General features: G+C 39.9%; 22 protein-coding genes. 12 read left to right on the top strand and 10 right to left on the bottom strand.

The features are described 5' to 3' along the window. Nucleotides 1-72 precede the first annotated feature (72 nt). The 3 genes from fusA to rpsL all read right to left on the bottom strand — a co-directional run bounded on the left by fusA (nucleotide 73) and on the right by rpsL (nucleotide 3,267). On the bottom strand, nucleotides 73-2,175 hold the full coding sequence (fusA, locus tag O1Q80_RS02050) for an elongation factor G (protein ID WP_386695382.1): 2,103 nt from the start codon (nucleotides 2,173-2,175) through the stop codon (nucleotides 73-75). Between the two features lie 111 nt (nucleotides 2,176-2,286). After that, a complete protein-coding gene (rpsG, locus tag O1Q80_RS02045) occupies nucleotides 2,287-2,757 on the bottom strand; it encodes a 30S ribosomal protein S7 (RefSeq protein WP_386688618.1) in 471 nt (156 codons plus the stop codon). 135 nt (nucleotides 2,758-2,892) lie between these two features. Next, nucleotides 2,893-3,267 carry a 30S ribosomal protein S12 gene (gene rpsL / locus O1Q80_RS02040; RefSeq protein WP_013745731.1) on the bottom strand — a complete coding sequence of 125 codons (375 nt, stop codon included), beginning with the start codon at nucleotides 3,265-3,267 and terminating at the stop codon, nucleotides 2,893-2,895. A 268-nt stretch (nucleotides 3,268-3,535) separates the two neighbouring features. Here rpsL and O1Q80_RS02035 point away from each other — a divergent pair, with 268 nt between their 5' ends. Then, nucleotides 3,536-3,790 carry a DinI-like family protein gene (locus tag O1Q80_RS02035; protein WP_386688621.1) on the top strand — a complete coding sequence of 85 codons (255 nt, stop codon included), beginning with the start codon at nucleotides 3,536-3,538 and terminating at the stop codon, nucleotides 3,788-3,790. 71 nt (nucleotides 3,791-3,861) lie between these two features. Here the strand turns inward: O1Q80_RS02035 and O1Q80_RS02030 are convergent, their stop codons facing one another. Further along, nucleotides 3,862-4,158, bottom strand: a complete 297-nt coding sequence (locus O1Q80_RS02030) for a YfcZ/YiiS family protein (RefSeq protein WP_386688624.1) — start codon at nucleotides 4,156-4,158, stop codon at nucleotides 3,862-3,864. A gap of 242 nt (nucleotides 4,159-4,400) precedes the next feature. On the opposite strand from O1Q80_RS02030, the gene O1Q80_RS02025 reads away from it, so the two are divergent. Genes O1Q80_RS02025 through O1Q80_RS02015 form a run of 3 tightly spaced genes read left to right on the top strand, consistent with a single transcriptional unit; the run spans nucleotide 4,401 to nucleotide 7,944 of the window. After that, nucleotides 4,401-5,408, top strand: coding sequence for a TAXI family TRAP transporter solute-binding subunit (locus O1Q80_RS02025; protein ID WP_386695380.1), 1,008 nt, complete (start codon nucleotides 4,401-4,403; stop codon nucleotides 5,406-5,408). 12 nt (nucleotides 5,409-5,420) lie between these two features. Continuing rightward, nucleotides 5,421-5,972 carry a DUF1850 domain-containing protein gene (locus tag O1Q80_RS02020; protein ID WP_386695378.1) on the top strand — a complete coding sequence of 184 codons (552 nt, stop codon included), beginning with the start codon at nucleotides 5,421-5,423 and terminating at the stop codon, nucleotides 5,970-5,972. Next, the gene (locus tag O1Q80_RS02015) at nucleotides 5,935-7,944 is read left to right on the top strand and encodes a TRAP transporter permease (RefSeq protein WP_386695376.1); all 2,010 of its coding nucleotides are present in this window, start codon (nucleotides 5,935-5,937) and stop codon (nucleotides 7,942-7,944) included. The genes O1Q80_RS02020 and O1Q80_RS02015 overlap by 38 nt, the downstream gene beginning before the upstream one ends. A 41-nt stretch (nucleotides 7,945-7,985) precedes the next feature. Here O1Q80_RS02015 and O1Q80_RS02010 read toward each other — a convergent pair whose 3' ends face one another. The 5 genes from O1Q80_RS02010 to O1Q80_RS01990 form a co-directional block, all read right to left on the bottom strand. Beyond that, nucleotides 7,986-9,203: an ATP-binding protein gene (locus O1Q80_RS02010; protein WP_386688632.1), complete on the bottom strand. Its 1,218-nt coding sequence runs from the start codon at nucleotides 9,201-9,203 to the stop codon at nucleotides 7,986-7,988. A 143-nt stretch (nucleotides 9,204-9,346) separates the two neighbouring features. Then, nucleotides 9,347-11,014, bottom strand: coding sequence for a fructose-specific PTS transporter subunit EIIC (locus tag O1Q80_RS02005; RefSeq protein WP_386695374.1), 1,668 nt, complete (start codon nucleotides 11,012-11,014; stop codon nucleotides 9,347-9,349). A gap of 3 nt (nucleotides 11,015-11,017) precedes the next feature. Further along, entirely contained in the window at nucleotides 11,018-11,959 is a 942-nt protein-coding gene (gene fruK / locus O1Q80_RS02000; RefSeq protein ID WP_386695372.1) for a 1-phosphofructokinase, read from the bottom strand. 10 nt (nucleotides 11,960-11,969) lie between these two features. Then, complete coding sequence (gene fruB, locus O1Q80_RS01995) at nucleotides 11,970-13,463, bottom strand: fused PTS fructose transporter subunit IIA/HPr protein (RefSeq protein ID WP_386695370.1); 1,494 nt, start codon at nucleotides 13,461-13,463, stop codon at nucleotides 11,970-11,972. A gap of 66 nt (nucleotides 13,464-13,529) precedes the next feature. Further along, complete coding sequence (locus tag O1Q80_RS01990; protein WP_386695368.1) at nucleotides 13,530-14,042, bottom strand: hypothetical protein; 513 nt, start codon at nucleotides 14,040-14,042, stop codon at nucleotides 13,530-13,532. Between the two features lie 222 nt (nucleotides 14,043-14,264). On the opposite strand from O1Q80_RS01990, the gene ftsB reads away from it, so the two are divergent. From ftsB to nlpD, 8 genes are read left to right on the top strand one after another with little or no spacing between them, the layout of a single operon-like run. Further along, nucleotides 14,265-14,543: a cell division protein FtsB gene (gene ftsB / locus O1Q80_RS01985; RefSeq protein ID WP_386695366.1), complete on the top strand. Its 279-nt coding sequence runs from the start codon at nucleotides 14,265-14,267 to the stop codon at nucleotides 14,541-14,543. Further along, nucleotides 14,543-15,274, top strand: a complete 732-nt coding sequence (ispD, locus tag O1Q80_RS01980; protein ID WP_386695364.1) for a 2-C-methyl-D-erythritol 4-phosphate cytidylyltransferase — start codon at nucleotides 14,543-14,545, stop codon at nucleotides 15,272-15,274. The genes ftsB and ispD overlap by 1 nt, the downstream gene beginning before the upstream one ends. 13 nt (nucleotides 15,275-15,287) lie before the next feature. Next, on the top strand, nucleotides 15,288-15,764 hold the full coding sequence (ispF, locus tag O1Q80_RS01975) for a 2-C-methyl-D-erythritol 2,4-cyclodiphosphate synthase (protein ID WP_386695362.1): 477 nt from the start codon (nucleotides 15,288-15,290) through the stop codon (nucleotides 15,762-15,764). Next, complete coding sequence (gene truD, locus O1Q80_RS01970; protein ID WP_386695360.1) at nucleotides 15,764-16,771, top strand: tRNA pseudouridine(13) synthase TruD; 1,008 nt, start codon at nucleotides 15,764-15,766, stop codon at nucleotides 16,769-16,771. The genes ispF and truD overlap by 1 nt, the downstream gene beginning before the upstream one ends. Before the next feature lie 15 nt (nucleotides 16,772-16,786). Continuing rightward, on the top strand, nucleotides 16,787-17,527 hold the full coding sequence (gene surE, locus O1Q80_RS01965; protein ID WP_386695358.1) for a 5'/3'-nucleotidase SurE: 741 nt from the start codon (nucleotides 16,787-16,789) through the stop codon (nucleotides 17,525-17,527). Between the two features lie 41 nt (nucleotides 17,528-17,568). Continuing rightward, entirely contained in the window at nucleotides 17,569-18,144 is a 576-nt protein-coding gene (locus O1Q80_RS01960; RefSeq protein WP_386695356.1) for a YqaA family protein, read from the top strand. Between the two features lie 8 nt (nucleotides 18,145-18,152). Continuing rightward, nucleotides 18,153-18,347 carry a hypothetical protein gene (locus O1Q80_RS01955; protein WP_386688658.1) on the top strand — a complete coding sequence of 65 codons (195 nt, stop codon included), beginning with the start codon at nucleotides 18,153-18,155 and terminating at the stop codon, nucleotides 18,345-18,347. Between the two features lie 16 nt (nucleotides 18,348-18,363). Beyond that, entirely contained in the window at nucleotides 18,364-19,593 is a 1,230-nt protein-coding gene (nlpD, locus tag O1Q80_RS01950) for a murein hydrolase activator NlpD (RefSeq protein ID WP_386695354.1), read from the top strand. A 64-nt stretch (nucleotides 19,594-19,657) separates the two neighbouring features. Here the strand turns inward: nlpD and aspA are convergent, their stop codons facing one another. Then, complete coding sequence (gene aspA, locus O1Q80_RS01945; RefSeq protein WP_386695353.1) at nucleotides 19,658-21,085, bottom strand: aspartate ammonia-lyase; 1,428 nt, start codon at nucleotides 21,083-21,085, stop codon at nucleotides 19,658-19,660. Nucleotides 21,086-21,129 lie beyond the last annotated feature (44 nt).

Below are 21,129 nucleotides of genomic sequence, written 5' to 3'. Positions count from 1 at the left end.
CCTTTTGTTAAGCCCCTAAACCCAACCGCAAAGTGTGGTGCAATTTAGGGGAGTTTTTGTTAAATAAAGTTACTATTTACGACGAGATTCGATTACTGCTTCAGCCACGTTTTTCGGTGCTTCAGCATATTTTAACGGTTCCATTGAGTAAGATGCACGACCTTGTGTTTGTGAACGCAAGTCAGTGGCATAACCGAACATTTCGGATAATGGCACTTCTGCGTTGATTTTCACCACAAATTCGTTGGCTTCTTGACCATTCACCATCGCACGACGACGGCTTAAGTCACCGATAACATCACCAACGTAGTCTGGTGGGGTTTCCACTTCAACTTTCATAATTGGCTCAAGTAATACTGGGTTAGCACGGTTAAACGCTGCTTTAAATGCTAATGATGCAGCAAGTTTAAAGGCTAATTCAGATGAGTCAACATCATGGTATGAACCGAAGTGTAAACGTACACCTAAATCCACTACTGGGTAGCCCGCTAATGGACCTGATTTAAGTTGTTCTTGGATACCTTTATCAACCGCTGGAATGTATTCACCTGGAATCACACCACCTTTGATTTCGTTGACAAATTCATAACCTGGACCTTCTGGATCTAATGGGTACATATCGATTACTACATGACCATATTGACCACGACCACCAGATTGTTTTGCGTGTTTACCTTCTACATCATTTACACGAGTACGGATAGTTTCACGGTAAGATACTTGTGGTTTACCGATGTTCGCTTCCACCTTGAACTCACGACGCATACGGTCAACGATGATATCTAAGTGTAACTCACCCATACCTGAAATGATGGTTTCGCCAGACTCTTCATCCGTGTGAACACGGAATGATGGGTCTTCTTGAGCTAAACGACCTAATGCAAGACCCATTTTTTCTTGGTCAGCTTTAGTTTTTGGTTCAACCGCTACAGAGATTACTGGCTCTGGGAATTCCATACGTTCAAGAATAATTGGGTTATTCATATCACATAAAGTATCACCTGTACCTACATCTTTTAAGCCGATTGCCGCAGCGATATCGCCCGCACGTACTTCTTTGATTTCTTCACGTTTGTTAGCGTGCATCTGTACGATACGACCGAAACGTTCACGTTTATCTTTCACGGAGTTTAATACGGTTGCACCAGACTCAATCACACCAGAGTAAACACGGAAGAAAGTTAAGTTACCCACAAACGGGTCAGTGGCAATTTTGAATGCCAATGCCGCAAATGGTTCGTCATCGCTTGCGTGACGTTCACCTTCGGTTTCATCAGGGTTGATACCTTTGATGGATTCAATATCGGTTGGTGCTGGTAAGTAATCAATAACCGCATCAAGCATCGCTTGAACGCCTTTATTTTTAAACGCAGAACCACAGGTGACTAAGATAATCTCAGTGGCTAACGCACGTTGACGTAAACCTGTTTTGATTTCTTCTTCAGTTAATTCTTCACCACCTAAGTATTTTTCCATTAACTCTTCTGAAGATTCCGCTGCTGCCTCAACAAGGTTTTGATGCCATTCTTCGCAGTCTGCTTGCATGTTTGCAGGAATATCTTCATAGGTAAATGTCATACCTTGGTCAGCTTCGTTCCAATTGATCGCTTTCATTTTTAACAAGTCAACCACACCAGTGAAGTTATCTTCTGCACCGATTGGAAGTTGTAAAGGAACAGCATTACCGCCTAAGCGAGTTTTGATTTGTTCAACTACGCGTAGGAAGTTTGCACCAGTACGGTCCATTTTGTTGACGAATGCAATACGTGGTACTTTATATTTGTTAGCTTGACGCCATACGGTTTCTGATTGTGGTTGAACACCACCTACCGCACAGTACACCATTACCGCACCATCAAGTACACGCATTGAACGTTCTACTTCGATAGTGAAGTCAACGTGTCCCGGAGTGTCGATTACGTTGATACGGTGTTGTGGATATTGTTGTGACATACCAGACCAGAATGCGGTAGTTGCCGCAGAAGTGATGGTGATACCACGCTCTTGTTCTTGTTCCATCCAGTCCATTGTAGCGGCACCATCGTGTACTTCACCGATTTTGTGACTTACACCAGTATAGAACAAAATACGCTCAGTAGTAGTTGTTTTACCCGCATCGATGTGCGCACTGATACCGATATTACGGTAAAGTGATATAGGGGTTGTACGAGCCATTATTATTACCTTGTTTTGGTTTTCTATTAAATTCTTTATATGGGTAAGGCTCTATCGAATTTACCCTTGAGTAAATTGCCGATAAAGCCTTGAATCAAAATCGTGATTTGATTACCAACGATAGTGAGCAAACGCTTTGTTTGCTTCAGCCATACGATGAACATCTTCACGTTTTTTCACGGCTGAACCTTTGTTATCAGCCGCATCAGAAAGTTCGTTGGCTAAACGTAATGCCATGGATTTATCACCACGTTTACGTGCTGCTTCAACGATCCAACGCATACCTAAAGCGTTACGACGAGTTGGACGAACTTCTACTGGTACTTGGTAAGTAGAACCACCCACACGGCGTGATTTTACTTCCACGGTTGGGCGTACGTTTTCTAATGCGACTTCAAAGGCTTCCAACGCATCTTTTTCAGTGCGTTGTGCTAAAGTTTCTAACGCATCATAAACGATAGATTCTGCGATAGATTTTTTACCATCTACCATTAATACATTAATAAATTTCGCAAGTAATTCTGAACCGAATTTCGGATCTGGTAGAATTTTGCGAGGTTCAATACGACGACGACGTGGCATTGCAATTTCTCCGTTGTTTTTCTTCAGGATACCCAAAACTCATCTTTTGCGACTATTTACTGCTTTCGCATCTTGACTGGAGTTTATGGTTTAAATAATTAATTTAGACGTTTGGCCTTACTTAACGGAGAACCATTAAGCTTTAGGACGTTTAACGCCGTATTTAGAACGACCTTGTTTACGATCTTTTACGCCTGCACAGTCTAATGCACCGCGTACAGTGTGATAACGCACACCTGGTAAATCTTTCACACGACCACCACGGATTAACACAACACTGTGTTCTTGAAGGTTATGACCTTCACCGCCGATATAAGAAGTTACTTCGTAACCATTTGTTAAACGAATACGGCATACTTTACGTAATGCTGAGTTCGGTTTTTTAGGTGTAGTAGTGTACACACGAGTACAAACGCCACGTTTTTGTGGACAAGCTTCTAGTGCTGGTACATTACTTTTAACAACCTTTTTCACACGCGGTTTGCGTACTAGCTGGTTGATAGTTGCCATTAATAAGCTCCAGTTTAATTAAATTCAAAATGAATATGTTTAGTTAAATACTATTCCCCTTGGGTTTGTCCCATTGGGAAATAGACGGTAAATTCTAATCCCGAAAAGGATCGCTGTCAAGAATTAACCAGTAATTCCGTTAAATTCTATGAAAAATGAAACCACAAAATTTATTTATATAAATTTAACCTATCTATATTTACACTGATAATTAATTCAGTTATTATAACTGTACATATAAACATAAACAGATATATAAGGAAACACTATGAAACAACTCGACATTCGCTTTGTCAAAGAACGTGATGGCAAAAAATTAGAATATCAAATCGCTTTAATTGAACGCTTACAACAGGTTTTACCTGAACGTATCGCAGAAAAATTCAATGATGTAAATGTGCGTATTCGTTTTTCTAGCTCTGCTGGTGCCGATATTTCTGGCTTTAGGGATTCTGATGAAAAAGCACGCTTTACAGAATATTTAGAAGAATTATGGATGGACGATTCTATTTTAGAAATGTAAGTAAGAAGAACAAACTGCGGTGAAAATTTGATTATTTTTCACCGCACTTCAACAAAGATCAAAAATAATAATTAGATCGCTCTTGTACCCAACTGGAAGATCACTACTTCAGCTTGACAGCTAAAGGTGAAACTTGCGGTTAATTGGAAACCACCATTAACTGCGGTAATATTGCTTTCAATTTGGCAAGGTTCGTCTTCACTTTCGGTATCACGAGCTTTTTGTACTAGTTTTGCTAAGGCATTTTCTGCTTCTGCTTGAGTTGGATAAATTTTATCAAATTTAGCTTCTCGCTCGCTATTATCAATAATCGATCCTACATCAAAGGTATTACAACCGACACATTCTATTGGTTTATCTGATTTCATTATTATTCCTATTTTTCTCATTAAAATTTTGTCTTACTTTAATACTAAATGGCGGTAGGATCAACCTTTTCCATTAATAATCTAACTAATATAAGTAACCTATTTATGCAATGAAATCGGAGAATACTATTTCCCTATTGTAATTAGAATTAAATGTTGCTAGTATCAAATTAATCACTTTTTTTTAAATTGTTATAGGATTGTTACCAATGTAATTTTTACACGACTTTAAGGAGTACCTAATGAAATCACTCAAATCTCTTTTCCTACCTATTGTTATTGGGTCTTTGTTATTAACGGCTTGTGGAGATAAAGCAGATTCTGCATCTGCCAATAAAAATCCTAGCACGACATCTGCCACCACTAATCCGCAACTTGAAACCAAGTTTCTCACTGTTGCCACAGGCGGTGCATCTGGTCCATACAATATCATTGCCACATCATTGACTGAAATTTACAATCAAATTTATGGGGTCAATGCTAAAACACAAACCACAGGTGCTTCCGTAGAAAATCTCAATCTTATCGCTAAAAATAAGGTGGAGCTCGCTTTTGTAATGAGCGATGCGTTGAAAGATGCTGTAAATGGTACAGGTAATTTTAATCAACCGATTGATAACGTGAGCCAAATTGCATCGCTGTATCCTAACTATGTCCAAATTGCCTCTTCCACGAAAGCAGGCATTAAAGAAATTGGCGATTTGCGTGGTAAACGTGTCGCTGTAGGGGCGCAAGGTTCAGGCGTAGAAGTGGCTGCTCGAGCGTTGCTCAATGGATTTGGTATCACTTATGATGATCTTAAGGTGGATTATTTAGGTTATGCCGAAGCAGCAGATGCGTTAAAAGCAGGTAAATTAGATGCCGCATTTCTCACCAGTGGCATTCCCAACGCATCATTAATGGAATTAAGTCAGGGCTTTGATTTAGCAATGGTGTCGATTCCAACGGACAAACTTAATGAGATTGCAAAAACCAACAATCTTTTTATTCCAATGGAGATTCCTGCTAATACCTATGGAAATGCCACCGCCGTACCGACTGCCGCTATTCTGAATGCGTTGGTGGTACGCAAAGATCTGAGTGAAAATGACGTTTATTTAATCACCAAAACCTTTTTTGAAAATTTAGATAAACTCAAAATTGCTCATCGTGCCGCAACGGATATTGATCTACAACGTGCCAATAAAAATTTAGTTGCACCACTTCATCCTGGTGCAAAACGTTATTATGATGAAATAGAAAAGAAATAAGATTCTGATTCTATGATAAATAACCGAAAAACAACAGGTTATCGCAAACAGATTCTTGGTAGCCTGTTGTTTTTATTGCTTGGGATAATCCTATTCATTGCCCTAACGCCGACAACACATATCCTGATTCAAAGCACACAAAATAACGGGAAGCCCCTAACTTGTGTTTGGAATGAAGATGAATTTAGTTTGAAATGGCGACATTCAGTGGAAAAACAATATTGGCAAGAAGATTATCAACGACAAAGACAACACCTTTTATTAACACATAGTTATATGCAAACCTTTGGAGCGGGTACACCGTCTGCTGGACAACCGATTAATTCACCTGATGGTTATGTGGGATTAGCGAGCCATCTCGCTTTTGATGAGTTAAATTGGGTGGTGTCTTCTGTGATGCAAGGGGTGATTTTATCTAACAATCATTATTTGCCAATTTACCAACTTGTACCTGAACACACTGTGGTACATATTTCCCCAATAACGCACCCTTATATCAAGTGGTTATTTATGGAGAGTTGCAACAATGACGACAATACAAACGAATCCCGTTTCAACCAATGAATCTAGGCTAACTTCAGGTATAGATGCTCAGGTTGATACACAAGCCATTTTAGAACAATACGATAGAGAGTCTGTTACGCGTCATTCGCAAGATAGAAAAGTGCGGATCATTATTGCTCTTTTAGCGATAGCTTATTCGCTATTTCACCTTTATATTACTTTCAATCCATTACCTGAGTTGATCCAACGTTCCATTCACGTTTCCTTTGGTTTGGGATTAATTTTCTTGCTTTATCCTGCATCTGCACACAGTTCTCGCACAACTATCAGTTGGTATGATTGGGTATGGGTGCTGGCTTCTTTCGCTGGTGCTATCTATATCATCTTCCAATATCAAGATATTATGACGGTCAGGGGGGGCATACCAAACACATTAGATATTGTGATTTCAATGATCACTGTTATCACGGTATTAGAAGGGGCAAGACGAATGACAGGTTGGATATTGCCTGTATTTTCGCTGATTTTCTTAGCTTATCCCTTTATTAGTCACTTAAGTTTTATGCCGAATCGGTTACTCACCAGACCATACGATTTAGGGGATATCTTCGGGCAACTCTTTTTAAAAACCGAAGGACTATACTCCACCGCGATTGGGGCATCCGTCACCTTTATTTTCCTGTTTATTTTATTTGGGGCGTTCTTAGCTCGTTCAGGAATGGGGCAATTATTTAACGATTTAGCCCTTGCCTTAGCAGGTCATAAACAAGGTGGACCTGCTAAAGTCGCCGTCATTTCCAGTGGTTTTATGGGGAGTATTAATGGGGCGGCGGTAGCAAATGTGGTAGGGACGGGTGCATTTACCATTCCATTAATGAAAAAAATTGGCTACAACAAAGAATTTGCAGGTGCAGTGGAAGCCAGTGCATCCGTTGGTGGGCAGATTCTTCCACCCATTATGGGAGCAGCCGCCTTTATTATGGCTCAAACCACAGGTGTAGCCTATTCTACCATTGCTCTCGCTGCTGTATTACCTGCTTTACTCTATTATCTCGGGGTGATTATGCAGGTGCATTTTCGGGCAGGGAAAAATAATCTAAAAGGTATGCCAAAAGCCGATTTACCCAAAATCAAGGAAGTCCTTAAAGCACGTGGACATATGTTATTACCGATTGTCGCTTTAGTCTATTTTCTAGCCAACAATGTACCTGTCAGCTATACTGCCACTTATACGATTGCTTTTACCGTCATTGTGAGTTGGTTGCGAGCTGAAACCCGAATGGGTGTATATGACATCATTGAAGCACTACAAGACGGAGCAAAACAATCGTTATCGGTGATGGTGGCTTGTGCTGTGGTAGGCATTGTGATCGGCGTGGTCAATTTAACCAGTTTCGGCACGGTGATGACATCATCTATTGTCACCTTAGGGGCAGGATCATTATTTTTAACCTTAATCCTAACAATGCTTGCATCCATGGTATTAGGAATGGGCATTCCCTCCATTCCAGCCTATATCATTACTGCCACAATGGCAGCACCAGCTTTGGCATCGTTTAATATTCCCGTATTAATTGCTCACATGTTCGTATTTTATTTTGGTATCTTCGCCAATATCACCCCACCTGTTGCACTGGCGGCGTTTGCTGGGGCAGGGATTGCAGGCGGCGATCCAATGAAAACAGGCTGGCAATCCCTTAAATTGGCATTGGCAGGATTTATCGTGCCGTTTATGTTTGTGTATAATCCAACGATGTTAATGATTGATACCACAAACGTGGCAGTAACAGCAAGAGATTTTAATATACCTGCTTATTACGAGATTGCCACTGTGGCTATTACCTCCATTATCGGTGTCATCGCTCTTTCGGCGGCACTGGAAGGCTATTTCAAGGCTCCACTCGCAATTTGGCAACGTATCGTCATTGCCTTGGGTGCATTGTGTTTAATCGTGCCAGAAACAATGACCGATCTGATAGGTTTAGTGATTATTTTTACAATGTGGGGATTGAATATGAGAAAACATAAATAACCCTAATTTACATCAAAAAGTGATTGATACTTGCTATCTTTCTAATTCCCAGTAAAAAAAGTTCCAAACGGCACAATATCAATCACTTTTTCTCCAATCAATATTTTATCTTGCTGTTCAAAACTAATTATCACAGCCCGATCCATATTGAAATACACCATAGCATCTAACAAGCCATTTTGTTCTCGTTCTTGGTTTTCTGTAGTTAATTGCCAACAAACTTGGAGCAGCAAAATAGGTTGGTTATTTTGACACACCACAAAATCACATTCTTTATTATTTTCATTGTAATAATAAATTTCCTGATATTGTCGGCGTAATTCCCCAAAAACCGCATTTTCTAGTTTACGCCCATTATCTTGCGTAAAAGATGGACTAATAGCTTGCTGTAAGCCGTTATCAATAAAATATACTTTTCTTGGATTAACCAACTGACTTTTATAAGAATAAGAAAATTTAGGCACAAGCTGGATTAAATAGGCTTGTTCTAAATAATTCAAATATTCTTGTACCGTTGACGTGCTTTTAACTTCAAGGCTTTGTTTTAATTTATTAGCAGAAATAAGATTACCCACATTGCCAGCCAAAAATAACACTAACCGTTTCATTGATTGCTCATCACGAATCCCAAAGCGTACTACAATATCCCGATACAGAATATCATTAAGCAAACTGGTTAGAATCTCTTCATCACGCCAATGCAGATATTGTGGAAAACCGCCCAAAGTTAAATAATCATTCACGGATTGACTATTTTTCTCCAATTCTAAATATTCACAAAATTCTACAAAAGAGAACGGGAAAAGCTCTCTACTAATATGTCGCCCCGTCAGCTTTGTACCAAGTTCACGACTTAATAAGGACGCATTAGATCCAGTGACTACTACTTGATAACCTTGGTCTAACTTGCCACGCACATAAACTTCCCAACCTTCAATCACCTGAATTTCGTCAAAATACAAGGTAGAAAGTGCGGTGTTTTCTTGCATAATTTCATCTAGCAAAGCAAAATCGTTAAACTCAAAATTAAACAGTTGCGGAGTATCAAAATTCAAAAATAAATAGTCATTTTCTTGTTGATTATCGATCAACTGAGCTAACAACGTACTTTTGCCACTACGGCGAATACCTGACACGACTAAAACAAAATCAGGTAACAAATGAATTTGGCTTAACATTTTTCGTGGATAACTATCCAACGTTTTTAACCGCTGGCGTTGGTTGGCAATGGTTTTTGCTAATTCAGACTTTAAAATCATATTTACCCCAAAGTGTTTGATACTATCAAACAATAGTATTCATTATTAATGAACACTATTTTAGTAAAAAATAGTAAAAAAAACAAACCCTGCACGCCAACGCACAGGGTTTAATTTACCGATCAACGAGAAATATAGGTTAATTATACTTTCGCCAATTTTGGTTTAATCATCGCATACAACAAGCCTGTAACAATAGATCCCACCGCAATGGCACCTAAATACATTAACGGTTGAGAAACCAATGGTACAACGAATACCCCACCATGTGGTGCTGGTAAACTAATATTTAAACTCATTGAAATTGCTCCAGCGGTTGCCCCACCGATAACGCTACATAAAATTACACGCAATGGATCTGCTGCTACGAATGGCAATGCACCTTCTGAAATAAAGCAAAGTCCTAATACAAAACCTGCGTTACCAGCATTGCGTTGGGCATCATCAAATTTACTACGAGCAATCCAAGTGGCAATCGCCATACCAATCGGTGGCACCATACCTGCTGCCATAATCGCAGCCATTGGGGTGGTGATTTGTGAGGTTAATAGACCTGTACCAAACACATAAGCAGCCTTGTTGACAGGTCCCCCCATATCAATACACATCATTCCGCCCAATAACGCTCCGAAGAAAATCGCATTAGTTGAACCTAAGCCTGCTAACCAGCTTTCAAGCCATTTCATTGCAAAGGCAACGGGTGGATTTAAATAATGAATTAACAACCAACCGACTATTGCTGTGCCAAATAAAGGCAAAATGAGAATCGGTTTAAGGGATGCCATACTGGCAGGTAATTTAATCAGATGATTTAACCCTTTCACCACATAACCAGCGAGGAAACCCGCAATAATCCCCCCTAAAATACCTGCATTCGCACTGGCAGCTAATGAACCACCTACTAAACCAACTGCCAACCCTGGACGGTCTGCAATAGAATAGGCGACATAACCAGAGAATACCGCTATCATTAACCCAAACGCTGCACCGCCAAGTTTCATGATATCGTAACCTAGTGTCCCCGCATTTTCTTCATTACCCACATAAATACCGCCTAATGCAAAGGCTATTGCCACTAATAAACCACCCGCAACGACAATCGGTAACATGTGAGATACACCTGTCATTAAATGCTGATAAACCCCTTTCCGTTCAGTTTTGGCTTGTTCCGTTTGAACACTAGCACTCGGCTGATACAGCTTGGCTTCTGCAAAGGCTTTTTCAAATTCTTGAGCGGTTTTCTTCAGAGCTAATCCCGTAGAAGTACGATACATCGGTTTGCCTTGAAATTTATCCAAATTCACATCAATATCTGCCGCCACAAAAACTAAATCAGCCGCTTTAATTTCTTCCTCAGTAATCGGATTACCTGCCCCTACCTGACCACGAGTTTCCACTCGTACGTTCCAGCCCATTTTTTTAGCATAATTCTCAATCGCTTCCGCTGACATAAAGGTATGTGCTACCCCTGTAGGACAAGCGGTAATCGCCACAATATTACGTCCAGAAATTACGCCCGTTTGCACCGCACTTTGTACTGGTGCAACATAATCTACTGCATTGTTTTGTGCTTGGACTAATGCCTGCTCTGGAGATTGGTAAGCTGTTTCTGGCTCCACCAATGCTACTTTTTTAGCTTGAAGTGCGGTTAAATTTGGCAAGGTTTTTCCCACCACCAAAACTACATCCGCTTTCTCCGCTTGTTCAGCTAACTGAATATTTTTCGCTTGAGCCGCTCGAGTTAAACGTTGACGAATTAAAAAGGCTTTGGCTTGTCCAACGTTTTCAGAAAATGTCATAAAAATACGCATAAATTATCCTTCAATAACTGTTATTTTAACTTGTTGCAAAATAGGATCTAACAACTGACGATCGCTCACACCCACATTACTTTGTGATACGGCAAATGCTGATACCGCACTGGCAAATGCCAAACTATCCGCTTGCGAAAGTTGATTCACCATGCCATAAATCAAGCCAGCCACCATAGAATCACCTGCACCAACAGTACTTACCACATTCTCACAACGTGGTGGCTCTGCTCGCACAATGCCTGTCTGACTTAACCATAATGCTCCTTTCGCCCCCATTGAAATCACTACATTCTCAATACCTTGAGCTTGTAATTTCTTTGCGGCTTGAATAATTTCATCAATAGAATTTAACGGTTGACCAACCCACGCTTCAAGTTCACGATGATTGGGTTTGACTAACCACGGATTTGCTTTTAATCCCTCGCTTAATGCCGCATTGGAACTGTCTAACACCACTTTCACACCGACTTTAGCTAACTGACCTAACCACTCAGCAAATTGCTCGGGACTCACACCTCGAGGCAAACTTCCGCACACTGCCACAATATCAAATTGCTGGCAATAATCTAATGATGAAATCACAAAAGTTTGCCAATCTTGTGGTTGCACTTGATAGCCCAAGAAATTTAAATCAGTAACATCGGCTTCGGTTTCGGTAATTTTTACGTTAATCCGAGTTTTACCTGCAATACGTTGGAAACGATCTTCTAAACCAAGATTTTGGAACATGTGTTCAAAATCACCAGAATTATCTTCGCCAAGAAAACCACCAACAGCGACTTTTACGCCCAGATCGTTTAATACTTTTGCGACATTAATCCCTTTACCTGCAGGAAATAGCCCTAATGTTTCGACTTGGTTGACTTCGCCTAATTCAATACGAGCCAAACGCCCGACCAAATCATAAGCAGTATTTAGGGTGATAGTTGCTACTTTTACCATTATTCTGCTCCTATTCGCCTAAACCAGCCGCAATCGCTGCACCAATACCATCAATAGCTTGTTGAGCTTGTTCACCAGTGGCGACAAAGCGTAAACGATGTCCTTTTACTGCCCCTAAAGATACAATTTTCATTACGCTTTTAGCACTGACTAACGCCGTACCACGATCTAAATTTTGTACTGCCACACTGGCATTATGTTTTTTCACTTCACTTGCCAACATAGTAGCTGGTCGAGCGTGCAAACCATGCTCATTTGAAAGCGTGAATGTCGCTTCAATAGATGGCTCAGATGCTGTTTCTGGATTTTCTGCTGATTTTTGCACCGCACTTTCAGCATTTATAGATTTCACTTCAATGCTATCAGGTTCAGTCAGTGCAGTTAACACTGGGGATTCACCTAATCCTTCAGCGAAAGCCTTACCTAGCGTTTGTATTGCCACTAACGCATCATCTCCCTCAGCAATAAAGCGTAAACGATGACCTTGCACTGCACCTAAAGACACAATTTTCATCGCACTTTTAGCATTAACCGCTTTACTCTCACGATTTAAATTTTGTACCGTGATTTGAGATTGGAATGATTTTAAGAGGCTTACCACCAGCGCTCCTGGGCGAGCATGTAAACCATGTTCATTACGAATAGTAAATGTACCGATAACCACTTTTTTCGCATCACTCGGTTGTTGGCTATTAACCACTATTTCCTCACCGTTTAATGCTGATAAAATCTGTGCAACAGAACCTTGCAATAAACATTGTTGTACATTTGGCTCAAGCAAACGAGCTAATACATTATTCACGCCATCATCTTTACTGGATACCGTAACTACAGCTAACGCATTATTTTGGGCACGGCTGAAAGCTAAACCATTTTTCAGATTACCCACCGTACTATCTGTTAACCATAGCCCGTTACCAAGCGATAAGGCTGGTGAGCCAATCACTTCAGAAACAAAACTATTTTCCACCGCACTTTGGCTTTCTAGTTTACCTGCATTAATTGCGGTCAAGGTGAGTAAACTATCAGTGTCCACATCAAGCGTAATCGTTTCAGCAGAAACATTTAAAACTTGCTGTTCACCTAATAATAAAGATCGAAATTTACCCACATCAGATTCTGTGGCTAATCTTGCTGCGGTGTCTTCATCGTCTAAAATTTGGGTTAATTGACGTAATAAAGTCAAGTGTTCATCAGAACGAGCTGCAATCGCAATCACCACATAAGCAGTATTGCCTTCGCTCCATTCAACGCCTCGTGGAAATTGGAATACAGCCACCCCCGTATCCTTAACTAAAGAACGAGTTTCCAAAGTGCCATGTGGAATTGCAATTCCGTTACCTAAAAAGGTGGAAGTTTGCTGTTCACGAGCTAACATACCTTGCACATAAGCTGGCTCGACTAATCCAGCTTCACTCAATGCAGTGGCAGCCATTTCAATAGCTTGCTGTTTATTCTCTGCTTGTGCAGCAAGATGAATATAATTTTCGGGTAAATTAAACATTCGGCATATCTCCTTAACGAAAAAAAAAGTTAGTTTCTTGTATCACCAAGAACCTAACTCATCACTTTATTTACAAACACTCAATAACTGTTCACTACCTTTACTAAGGTATTCATCATCTTCCGATTTAGTACGATCTTTTTGTAAATCACGCATCGCATCATAAATCCCTTGGGTCATACTTGGGCGATCAATTTTAGACCAACAGTCTTTGCTTAACCGACTAAAATTATTTTGTAAATCCGAGGCAAAAACCACACCGCTATAATAAGCATGAATATTACTATCAATACCCGATGCCAACTTCGCTTTTACTTGATCAACAGAAACTAAAATTCGACCTAAATACCAATCATTCACCCCACTAGTAAAAGAATTCACATCATAATCTTCTTTTACCGTGCCTTTATAGGTTTGTGTAGTAGCAGAATAAGCCACTGCATAAGATTTCTGATCAATTTGTTCTTCCTCCAAATCAATCACCTTTTTATCATTCCCCATAAATGGAATGTAAGATGTCACTGATGAACAAGCGGATAAACAGGCTAATACAATCACCAGTGATAAATTTTTTAACATTATGCTCTCCTTAAACTACCCACAACTTTAAGGTATTATACCGCTTGTCTGCAAAATAACCAATAAAAAGCAAAATTTCCAACAAAAAAGAACAAAGTTCTTAGTATTAGCAATCTCGCTATAAAATTCTCAAAAATTAAAAAGGATGATTTTGTGTTTGTTTTATACCCTTTTTTCCCCTAAACTATCAAAATAAATTTATCCATCTAAATTAACAACATTATGCGTTTATTAACTATCTTGCTCATCGCTGTTCTAATGCTATTCCAATATGATTTTTGGTTTGGTAAAAATGGCTATTTTGACAACCAACAAACCACTGAAGAAATTGCACAAAAAAAAGAAGAAAATATGAAGCTTTTGCAACGTAATCAAGTTATTTCGGCTGAAATCAAAGACCTAAAAGACGGTGTTAATGCGATTCAAGAACGTGCCAGACAACAATACGAGATGGTCAAACCAAACGAAACCTTTTATCGCATTGTGAAAGAAAATAACTAATGACAGTAAAAAATCAAGCAAAAAACACCGCACTTTATGCCCTTGAAAATCGCCGAATTGTGGCTGTCGTACCTGCGGCTGGGATTGGTTCACGCATGCAAGCGGATAAACCTAAGCAATATTTAACAATTCAAGCAAAAACCATTTTAGAGCATAGCCTGAATGTCTTACTCAGCCACCCAGTAAATTTTGATCAAATCATTTTAGCGGTTGCACCCAATGATCCCTATTTAAGCGAACTACCTTTTCTGGCAAATCCAAGAATTTGTGTAATTAATGGCGGTGAAACACGAGCCGATAGCGTACTAAACGGATTAAAACAGATTGCGATAACTGAGAACACTTGGGTCATGGTACATGATGCTGCTCGCCCTTGCTTAACCCATGCTGATATAGACAAATTGTTAGCAATCAAAGATCCAAATGGTGCAATTCTAGCCATACCAGCGGTAGATACCATCAAACGAGCAACTAATCAGCGACAAATTCAACAAACCGAAGATCGCAATCAAATTTGGTTGGCTCAAACTCCACAATTTTTCCCCGTGGATTTATTACGCAATGCCTTACAAACAGCCTTACAACAAGGTTTATCTATTACAGATGAAGCATCTGCCATGGAATTTGCTGGATTTCAACCACACTTAGTTACTGGCAGAACCGATAACATCAAAATCACTCGCCCTGAAGATTTGGCGTTAGCGGAATTTTATTTGTCTAAACAAAAATAATAAGGAAAACACTATGCTGCGAATCGGACACGGCTTTGATGTACATGCTTTTGGGCAAGATCGCCCATTAATTATTGCTGGGGTGACGGTGCCTTATCATACAGGTTTTATTGCACACAGTGATGGTGATGTGGCATTACACGCATTAACAGATGCTTTACTTGGTGCGGTGGCATTAGGCGATATAGGCAAACTTTTCCCTGATACGGATATGCAATTTAAAGATATTGATAGCCGTATTTTACTGCGTGAAGCTTTTGCTCAAGTGCAACAGAAAGGCTATAAAATCGGCAATGTCGATGTAACCATTATCGCTCAAGCCCCCAAAATGCGACCGCATATTGATGCTATGCGAGCTGTGATTGCGACAGATTTGCAATGTGAGCTTGAACAAGTAAATGTGAAAGCCACCACCACAGAAAAACTCGGTTTTACTGGACGTGGTGAGGGGATTGCAACCGAAGCGATGATATTGTTGGTAAAAGCCTAATGTTAGATTTAGCCTATTTACAAACTCGTCCAAAACAGACCGCACTTTTGAAAGCAGAATGCTCGGATTTTGTGGTAAAAGAACATCTCGGCTATGAAATGTCTGGTGCGGGTGAATTTGTCGCCGTAAAGGTTCGCAAAACCAATGCAAATACCTTATTCGTAGGTGAAAAATTAGCAGATTTTTGTCATCTATCCGTGCGTAATATGAACTATGCTGGCTTAAAAGATCGCCATGCGATTACGGAACAATGGTTCTGTTTGCAAATGCCAGGTCAACCCACACCTGATTTTGACAAATTTCAGTTAGATGGTGTGGAAATTCTTGAGGTTACTCGGCATAATCGTAAAATCCGTACTGGCAGTTTAGCTGGTAACTATTTTGAGATTTTATTACGTCATCTGGTAGAAACCGATGAACTAAAAGTGCGGTTAGAAAATCTAAACAATGTCGGTTTTCCCAATTATTTCACTGAACAACGCTTCGGTAGAGAAGGGCATAATCTAATCCAAGCCATGCGTTGGGCAAAAGGTGAAATTCAGGTCAAGGATCGTAAAAAACGCAGTTTTTATCTTTCTGCAAGCCGTAGCGAAGTGTTTAATTTAGTTGTATCTAAACGTATTGAAATGGGCTTGGCAACACAAATTCTACCGCAGGATATTGTACAATTAAACGATTCGCATAGCTGGTTTGTGGTAGATGAACACGAAGATTTGTCCGCTTTACAAGTGCGGTTAGAAAAGCGAGATATTTTACTCACTGCTCCGTTAATAGGTGAAATCGTACAGCCCGCATCTGATGTAGAAAATATGATTGTTGCGGAACATAAAACATTACAAAAATTAATGCAACAAGAACGACTAAAACCCGCACGTCGCCCATTATTAATGCAACCACAAGATTTTTCTTGGCAGTTTGTAGAATCTGGATTAAAACTGCATTTTTATTTGCCAGCTGGCAGTTATGCTACGGCATTAGTGCGAGAATTGGCGTTAACAGAAGAATAACAATAGGAAAGCAATATGAATATATTATTATCTAATGATGATGGCTATCACGCCGAAGGAATTCAAATTCTAGCCAAACATCTACGTCGCTTGGCAAATGTCATTGTGGTTGCCCCCGATCGGAATCGCAGTGCCGCTTCCAATTCATTAACCTTAGTTGAACCACTACGTCCACGCAAATTAGACAATGGCGATTATTGTATTAACGGCACGCCTGCTGACTGTGTACATTTAGCCTTGAACGGTTTCTTGTCTGGCAAAATTGATTTAGTGGTTTCAGGTATTAATGCAGGGGCAAATTTAGGCGATGACACCCTTTATTCAGGTACGGTCGCTGCCGCATTTGAGGGTCGCCATTTGGGCTTACCCGCTATTGCAGTATCTTTAGATGGTCGCCAACATTATGAAACCGCAGCTCAAGTGGTATGTGATCTTGTTTTACGCTTACATGGTAACTTACTCAAAAGCCGTGAGATTATCAATATCAATGTGCCTGATTTGCCCTATCATGAACTGAAAGGCATACAGGTTTGTCGCTTAGGAAATCGATTATCTGCGGCAGAAATTATTAAACAGCAAGATCCTCGTAACGAAGTAATTTACTGGATTGGTCCTGCTGGCTTGCCTGATGAAGATGGGGATGGAACGGATTTTTATGCGGTGCAAAATGGCTATGTGGCAATCACCCCAATCCAACCAGATATGACGGCTCATCATTCAATCGTGGCTTTACAAAACTGGCTAGAAAGTGAATAATAACGCTTTCATGCTTATCGCAATTAGAACAGGATATCATTTTGAAAATTTTCGGTACTATGTATGATAAAATGATGCAATGGTCAAAGCATCGTTTTGCTACCTTTTGGCTTTGTTTAGTGAGTTTCATAGAAGCCATTTTCTTCCCTATTCCGCCAGATGTGATGCTAATTCCCATGTCCATGTCTAAACCCCAAAGTGCATTAAAATTCGCATTTTACACCGCACTTGCCTCAGCTATAGGTGGTATGATTGGTTATGGGTTAGGTTATTATGCTTTTGATTTAGTTCAAGAATATATTATTAAACTAGGTTATCAAAACCAATGGGATACTGCAATTTCTTGGTTTGAAAAATGGGGAATTTTAGTTGTGTTTGTCGCAGGTTTTTCACCTATTCCCTATAAGATTTTTACTATTGCAGCAGGGGTAATGCAAATGGCATTTTTGCCTTTTGTCGCCACCGCGTTTATTTCTCGTTTTGCTCGATTTGTTATGGTCGCAAAATTATCCGCTTGGGGCGGTGCAAAATTTGCAGCGAAATTACGCAAATCTATTGAATTAATCGGCTGGTCCGTTGTCGTACTTGCTGTAATTGCTTATTTAATTTTGAGGTAAGAAAAATAATGAAAAAATTTATTTTTGTATTCGCCATAATCTGTGGCTTGGTAGCTTGTTCGGCAGAACCGACACCACAACCCAAAGATCCAAACCAATTACCTAATGGCATTATGCAACCTGTAGCAGGAACGGGTGCCATAGAGGGAGGAAGTTTTATGCCAGAAATTCAAGCAAGCCAAATGCCATCTAATATGCAATGATTAAGAGATTTTAACTATGAAAAAGACATTTTTATTACTACCTTTAACTGCGTTGGTGTTAACGGCTTGTTCAAGTTCTAACCACTCTGCACCCGTTGAAAGTGTTGATGGTACATTGACACCAGGTGTTATGCAACCTGTAGAAACTCATACTAATAGCACTTGGGAACCGCAGGTTCAACCAAGTAGTATGCCAACAGGTATGAATGATCAAGTTGTCACGCAAACAGTGGCAAATCAAGCGGGTACTTATGCAGGCACTACCAATACCACAACCCCAACATTACAACAGGTTCAACAATCTGCACAACCTGTTACAACAACGAAAACGGTGTGTACTCCGGTACAAGTAACCAAGCAAGTGGCAACAAACCAAAGCCAAAATATCAATATTCCACGTAACAGTGAAACCAATGCACCAGATTACAGCAAAATTGACAAAGGTTTTTACAAAGCTAACAGTTACACCGTGAAAAAAGGCGATACCATGTTCTTGATCGCTTATATTGCGGGGATTGATGTCAAAGAATTAGCGAGTCTAAATGGAATGAGCGAGCCTTATACACTGAGTGTTGGGCAAACCTTAAAAACTTCTAATGGTTCTAATGTAACCACCGAAACCAAACAAGAATGTAAGGAAGTGACAGTAACAACACAACCAGAAGTGACTTACACTACGGCAGCTAATGGGACACAATATGGTTCTGACGGAACTGTAACAGGTCCAGTAAAAGCTACTGCAGGCTCTGCTGAACAAGCCACATCAACAACAGGCGTGGTGGCAGGTACAACTGGTACAGTCGCCACAGCAGGAACAGTTACTGCTACAGCAGTTTCAAGTTCAAGTAGTAGTTACTCAGTAGCACCACAATCTAACATTGCTTGGCAATGGCCAACCACGGGAAAAGTAGTACAAGGCTTTTCTAATTCCGATGGTGGTAACAAAGGGATTGATATTAGTGGCTCCAAAGGTCAAGCTGTTTATGCAGCAGCGGCTGGTCGAGTGGTTTATGCTGGTAATGCGTTACGTGGCTATGGTAACTTAATCATTATCAAACACAATGATGATTTCTTAAGTGCTTATGCTCACAATGACAGCATTGCAGTGAGTGACCAACAACAAGTGAAAGCAGGTCAACAGATTGCTAAAATGGGGAATTCGGGTACCAATAGCGTAAAATTACACTTTGAAATTCGTTACAAAGGTAAATCTGTGGATCCAACACGTTATTTGCCTAAACGTTAAAAAATATCTACTTTTTCACCGCACTTTTTATCAAAAAGTGCGGTGAATATTTTTGTTTTTTTATCTATTCTTTGTCAACAAAACGAGTCGCTTTGTAAGTCGGATTCATCAGATTTTCCACAGACAGAATATCATCTAATTGTGCTTCAGTAAGTAACCCTTTTTCCAACACAACTTCTCGCACACTTCGACCCGTGGTCGCACAGATTTTACCCACAATATCACCATTATGATGACCAATAAATGGGTTAAGATAAGTGACAATACCAATCGAATTAAAGACGAAATTTTCACAAATTTCTTTGTTGACCGTAATGCCGTCAATACATTTATCGCGTAAATTCACACAAGCATTTGCCAAGATCTCTATAGATTCAAACATAGCCTGACCGATTACGGGTTCCATCACATTTAATTGTAATTGACCTGCCTCGGCAGCGAATGTTACCGTAGTATCATTACCAATCACTTTAAAGCAAACTTGATTCACCACTTCTGGCACGACAGGATTGACTTTGGCTGGCATAATGGACGAACCTGCTTGCAATTCTGGCAGATTGATTTCATTTAATCCAGCTCTTGGACCTGAGGAAAGCAAACGTAAATCATTACAAACTTTGGATAATTTCACCGCAGTTCGTTTTAATGCACCATGCACCATGACATAAGCACCGCAGTCTGAAGTAGCTTCAATCAAGTTTTCAGACAAAACACAAGGTAATTGGGTAACTTCAGCTAAATATTTTACCGCTAATTGCGAATACCCATCAGGGGTATTTAATCCTGTACCAATCGCAGTTGCCCCGAGATTCACTTCAAGCAATAATTTAGAGATGTTGGTTAAATTACGCACTTCTTCTTCCAATAATACCGCAAAGGCTTTAAATTCTTGCCCCACTGTCATCGGTACGGCATCTTGTAATTGGGTACGACCCATTTTTAATACATTAGCAAATTCTTTTGCTTTATTTTCAAAACCTGTTTGCAAATAATGGATCTTATCAATTAAGGTAACGATGCTGTTGTAAACTGCAATACGAAATCCTGTTGGATAAGCATCATTAGTGGATTGGCTGGCATTAACGTGATCCATTGGGTTGATAATATCATATTGCCCTTTTTGATGACCTAACAATTCTAATGCAAGATTCGCTACGACTTCGTTGGTATTCATATTCACCGAAGTTCCTGCACCACCTTGATACACATCAGACGGGAATTGATCCATACAACGCCCTTTAACTAAAATCTCATCACAGGCTTGTACAATCGCATTGGCTATTTTTTTCGGAATTGCACCTAATTCGCCATTTGCCAATGCTGTGGCTTTTTTCACCATTACCATACCACGCACAAATTCAGGCACATCAGAAATAGTGTTTTTAGATATATTAAAATTTTCTACTGCTCTTAATGTGTGGATACCCCAATATACGTCATTAGATACTTCTCTTTCACCTAGTAAATCGACTTCAATACGAGTGTTACTCATGATTTTTCTCCTTCTTTTTAATTAGGTTTAATGTGGTAAAAATA

Source organism: Lonepinella sp. MS14435 (assembly GCF_042485795.1).
Taxonomy (GTDB): Bacteria; Pseudomonadota; Gammaproteobacteria; order Enterobacterales; family Pasteurellaceae; genus Lonepinella.
The sequence above is the reverse complement of the archived record's forward strand: the minus strand, read 5'-3'. Positions and strand labels throughout refer to the sequence as shown.

Excerpts from the sequence above, each read along its gene's own strand:
- fusA (WP_386695382.1), bottom strand. The coding sequence starts at position 2,175 with ATGGCTCGTACAACCCCTATATCACTTTACCGTAATATCGGTATCAGT.
- rpsG (WP_386688618.1), bottom strand. The coding sequence starts at position 2,757 with ATGCCACGTCGTCGTCGTATTGAACCTCGCAAAATTCTACCAGATCCG.
- rpsL (WP_013745731.1), bottom strand. The coding sequence starts at position 3,267 with ATGGCAACTATCAACCAGCTAGTACGCAAACCGCGTGTGAAAAAGGTT.
- O1Q80_RS02035 (WP_386688621.1), top strand. The coding sequence starts at position 3,536 with ATGAAACAACTCGACATTCGCTTTGTCAAAGAACGTGATGGCAAAAAA.
- O1Q80_RS02030 (WP_386688624.1), bottom strand. The coding sequence starts at position 4,158 with ATGAAATCAGATAAACCAATAGAATGTGTCGGTTGTAATACCTTTGAT.
- O1Q80_RS02025 (WP_386695380.1), top strand. The coding sequence starts at position 4,401 with ATGAAATCACTCAAATCTCTTTTCCTACCTATTGTTATTGGGTCTTTG.
- O1Q80_RS02020 (WP_386695378.1), top strand. The coding sequence starts at position 5,421 with ATGATAAATAACCGAAAAACAACAGGTTATCGCAAACAGATTCTTGGT.
- O1Q80_RS02015 (WP_386695376.1), top strand. The coding sequence starts at position 5,935 with ATGACGACAATACAAACGAATCCCGTTTCAACCAATGAATCTAGGCTA.
- O1Q80_RS02010 (WP_386688632.1), bottom strand. The coding sequence starts at position 9,203 with ATGATTTTAAAGTCTGAATTAGCAAAAACCATTGCCAACCAACGCCAG.
- O1Q80_RS02005 (WP_386695374.1), bottom strand. The coding sequence starts at position 11,014 with ATGCGTATTTTTATGACATTTTCTGAAAACGTTGGACAAGCCAAAGCC.
- fruK (WP_386695372.1), bottom strand. The coding sequence starts at position 11,959 with ATGGTAAAAGTAGCAACTATCACCCTAAATACTGCTTATGATTTGGTC.
- fruB (WP_386695370.1), bottom strand. The coding sequence starts at position 13,463 with ATGTTTAATTTACCCGAAAATTATATTCATCTTGCTGCACAAGCAGAG.
- O1Q80_RS01990 (WP_386695368.1), bottom strand. The coding sequence starts at position 14,042 with ATGTTAAAAAATTTATCACTGGTGATTGTATTAGCCTGTTTATCCGCT.
- ftsB (WP_386695366.1), top strand. The coding sequence starts at position 14,265 with ATGCGTTTATTAACTATCTTGCTCATCGCTGTTCTAATGCTATTCCAA.
- ispD (WP_386695364.1), top strand. The coding sequence starts at position 14,543 with ATGACAGTAAAAAATCAAGCAAAAAACACCGCACTTTATGCCCTTGAA.
- ispF (WP_386695362.1), top strand. The coding sequence starts at position 15,288 with ATGCTGCGAATCGGACACGGCTTTGATGTACATGCTTTTGGGCAAGAT.
- truD (WP_386695360.1), top strand. The coding sequence starts at position 15,764 with ATGTTAGATTTAGCCTATTTACAAACTCGTCCAAAACAGACCGCACTT.
- surE (WP_386695358.1), top strand. The coding sequence starts at position 16,787 with ATGAATATATTATTATCTAATGATGATGGCTATCACGCCGAAGGAATT.
- O1Q80_RS01955 (WP_386688658.1), top strand. The coding sequence starts at position 18,153 with ATGAAAAAATTTATTTTTGTATTCGCCATAATCTGTGGCTTGGTAGCT.
- nlpD (WP_386695354.1), top strand. The coding sequence starts at position 18,364 with ATGAAAAAGACATTTTTATTACTACCTTTAACTGCGTTGGTGTTAACG.
- aspA (WP_386695353.1), bottom strand. The coding sequence starts at position 21,085 with ATGAGTAACACTCGTATTGAAGTCGATTTACTAGGTGAAAGAGAAGTA.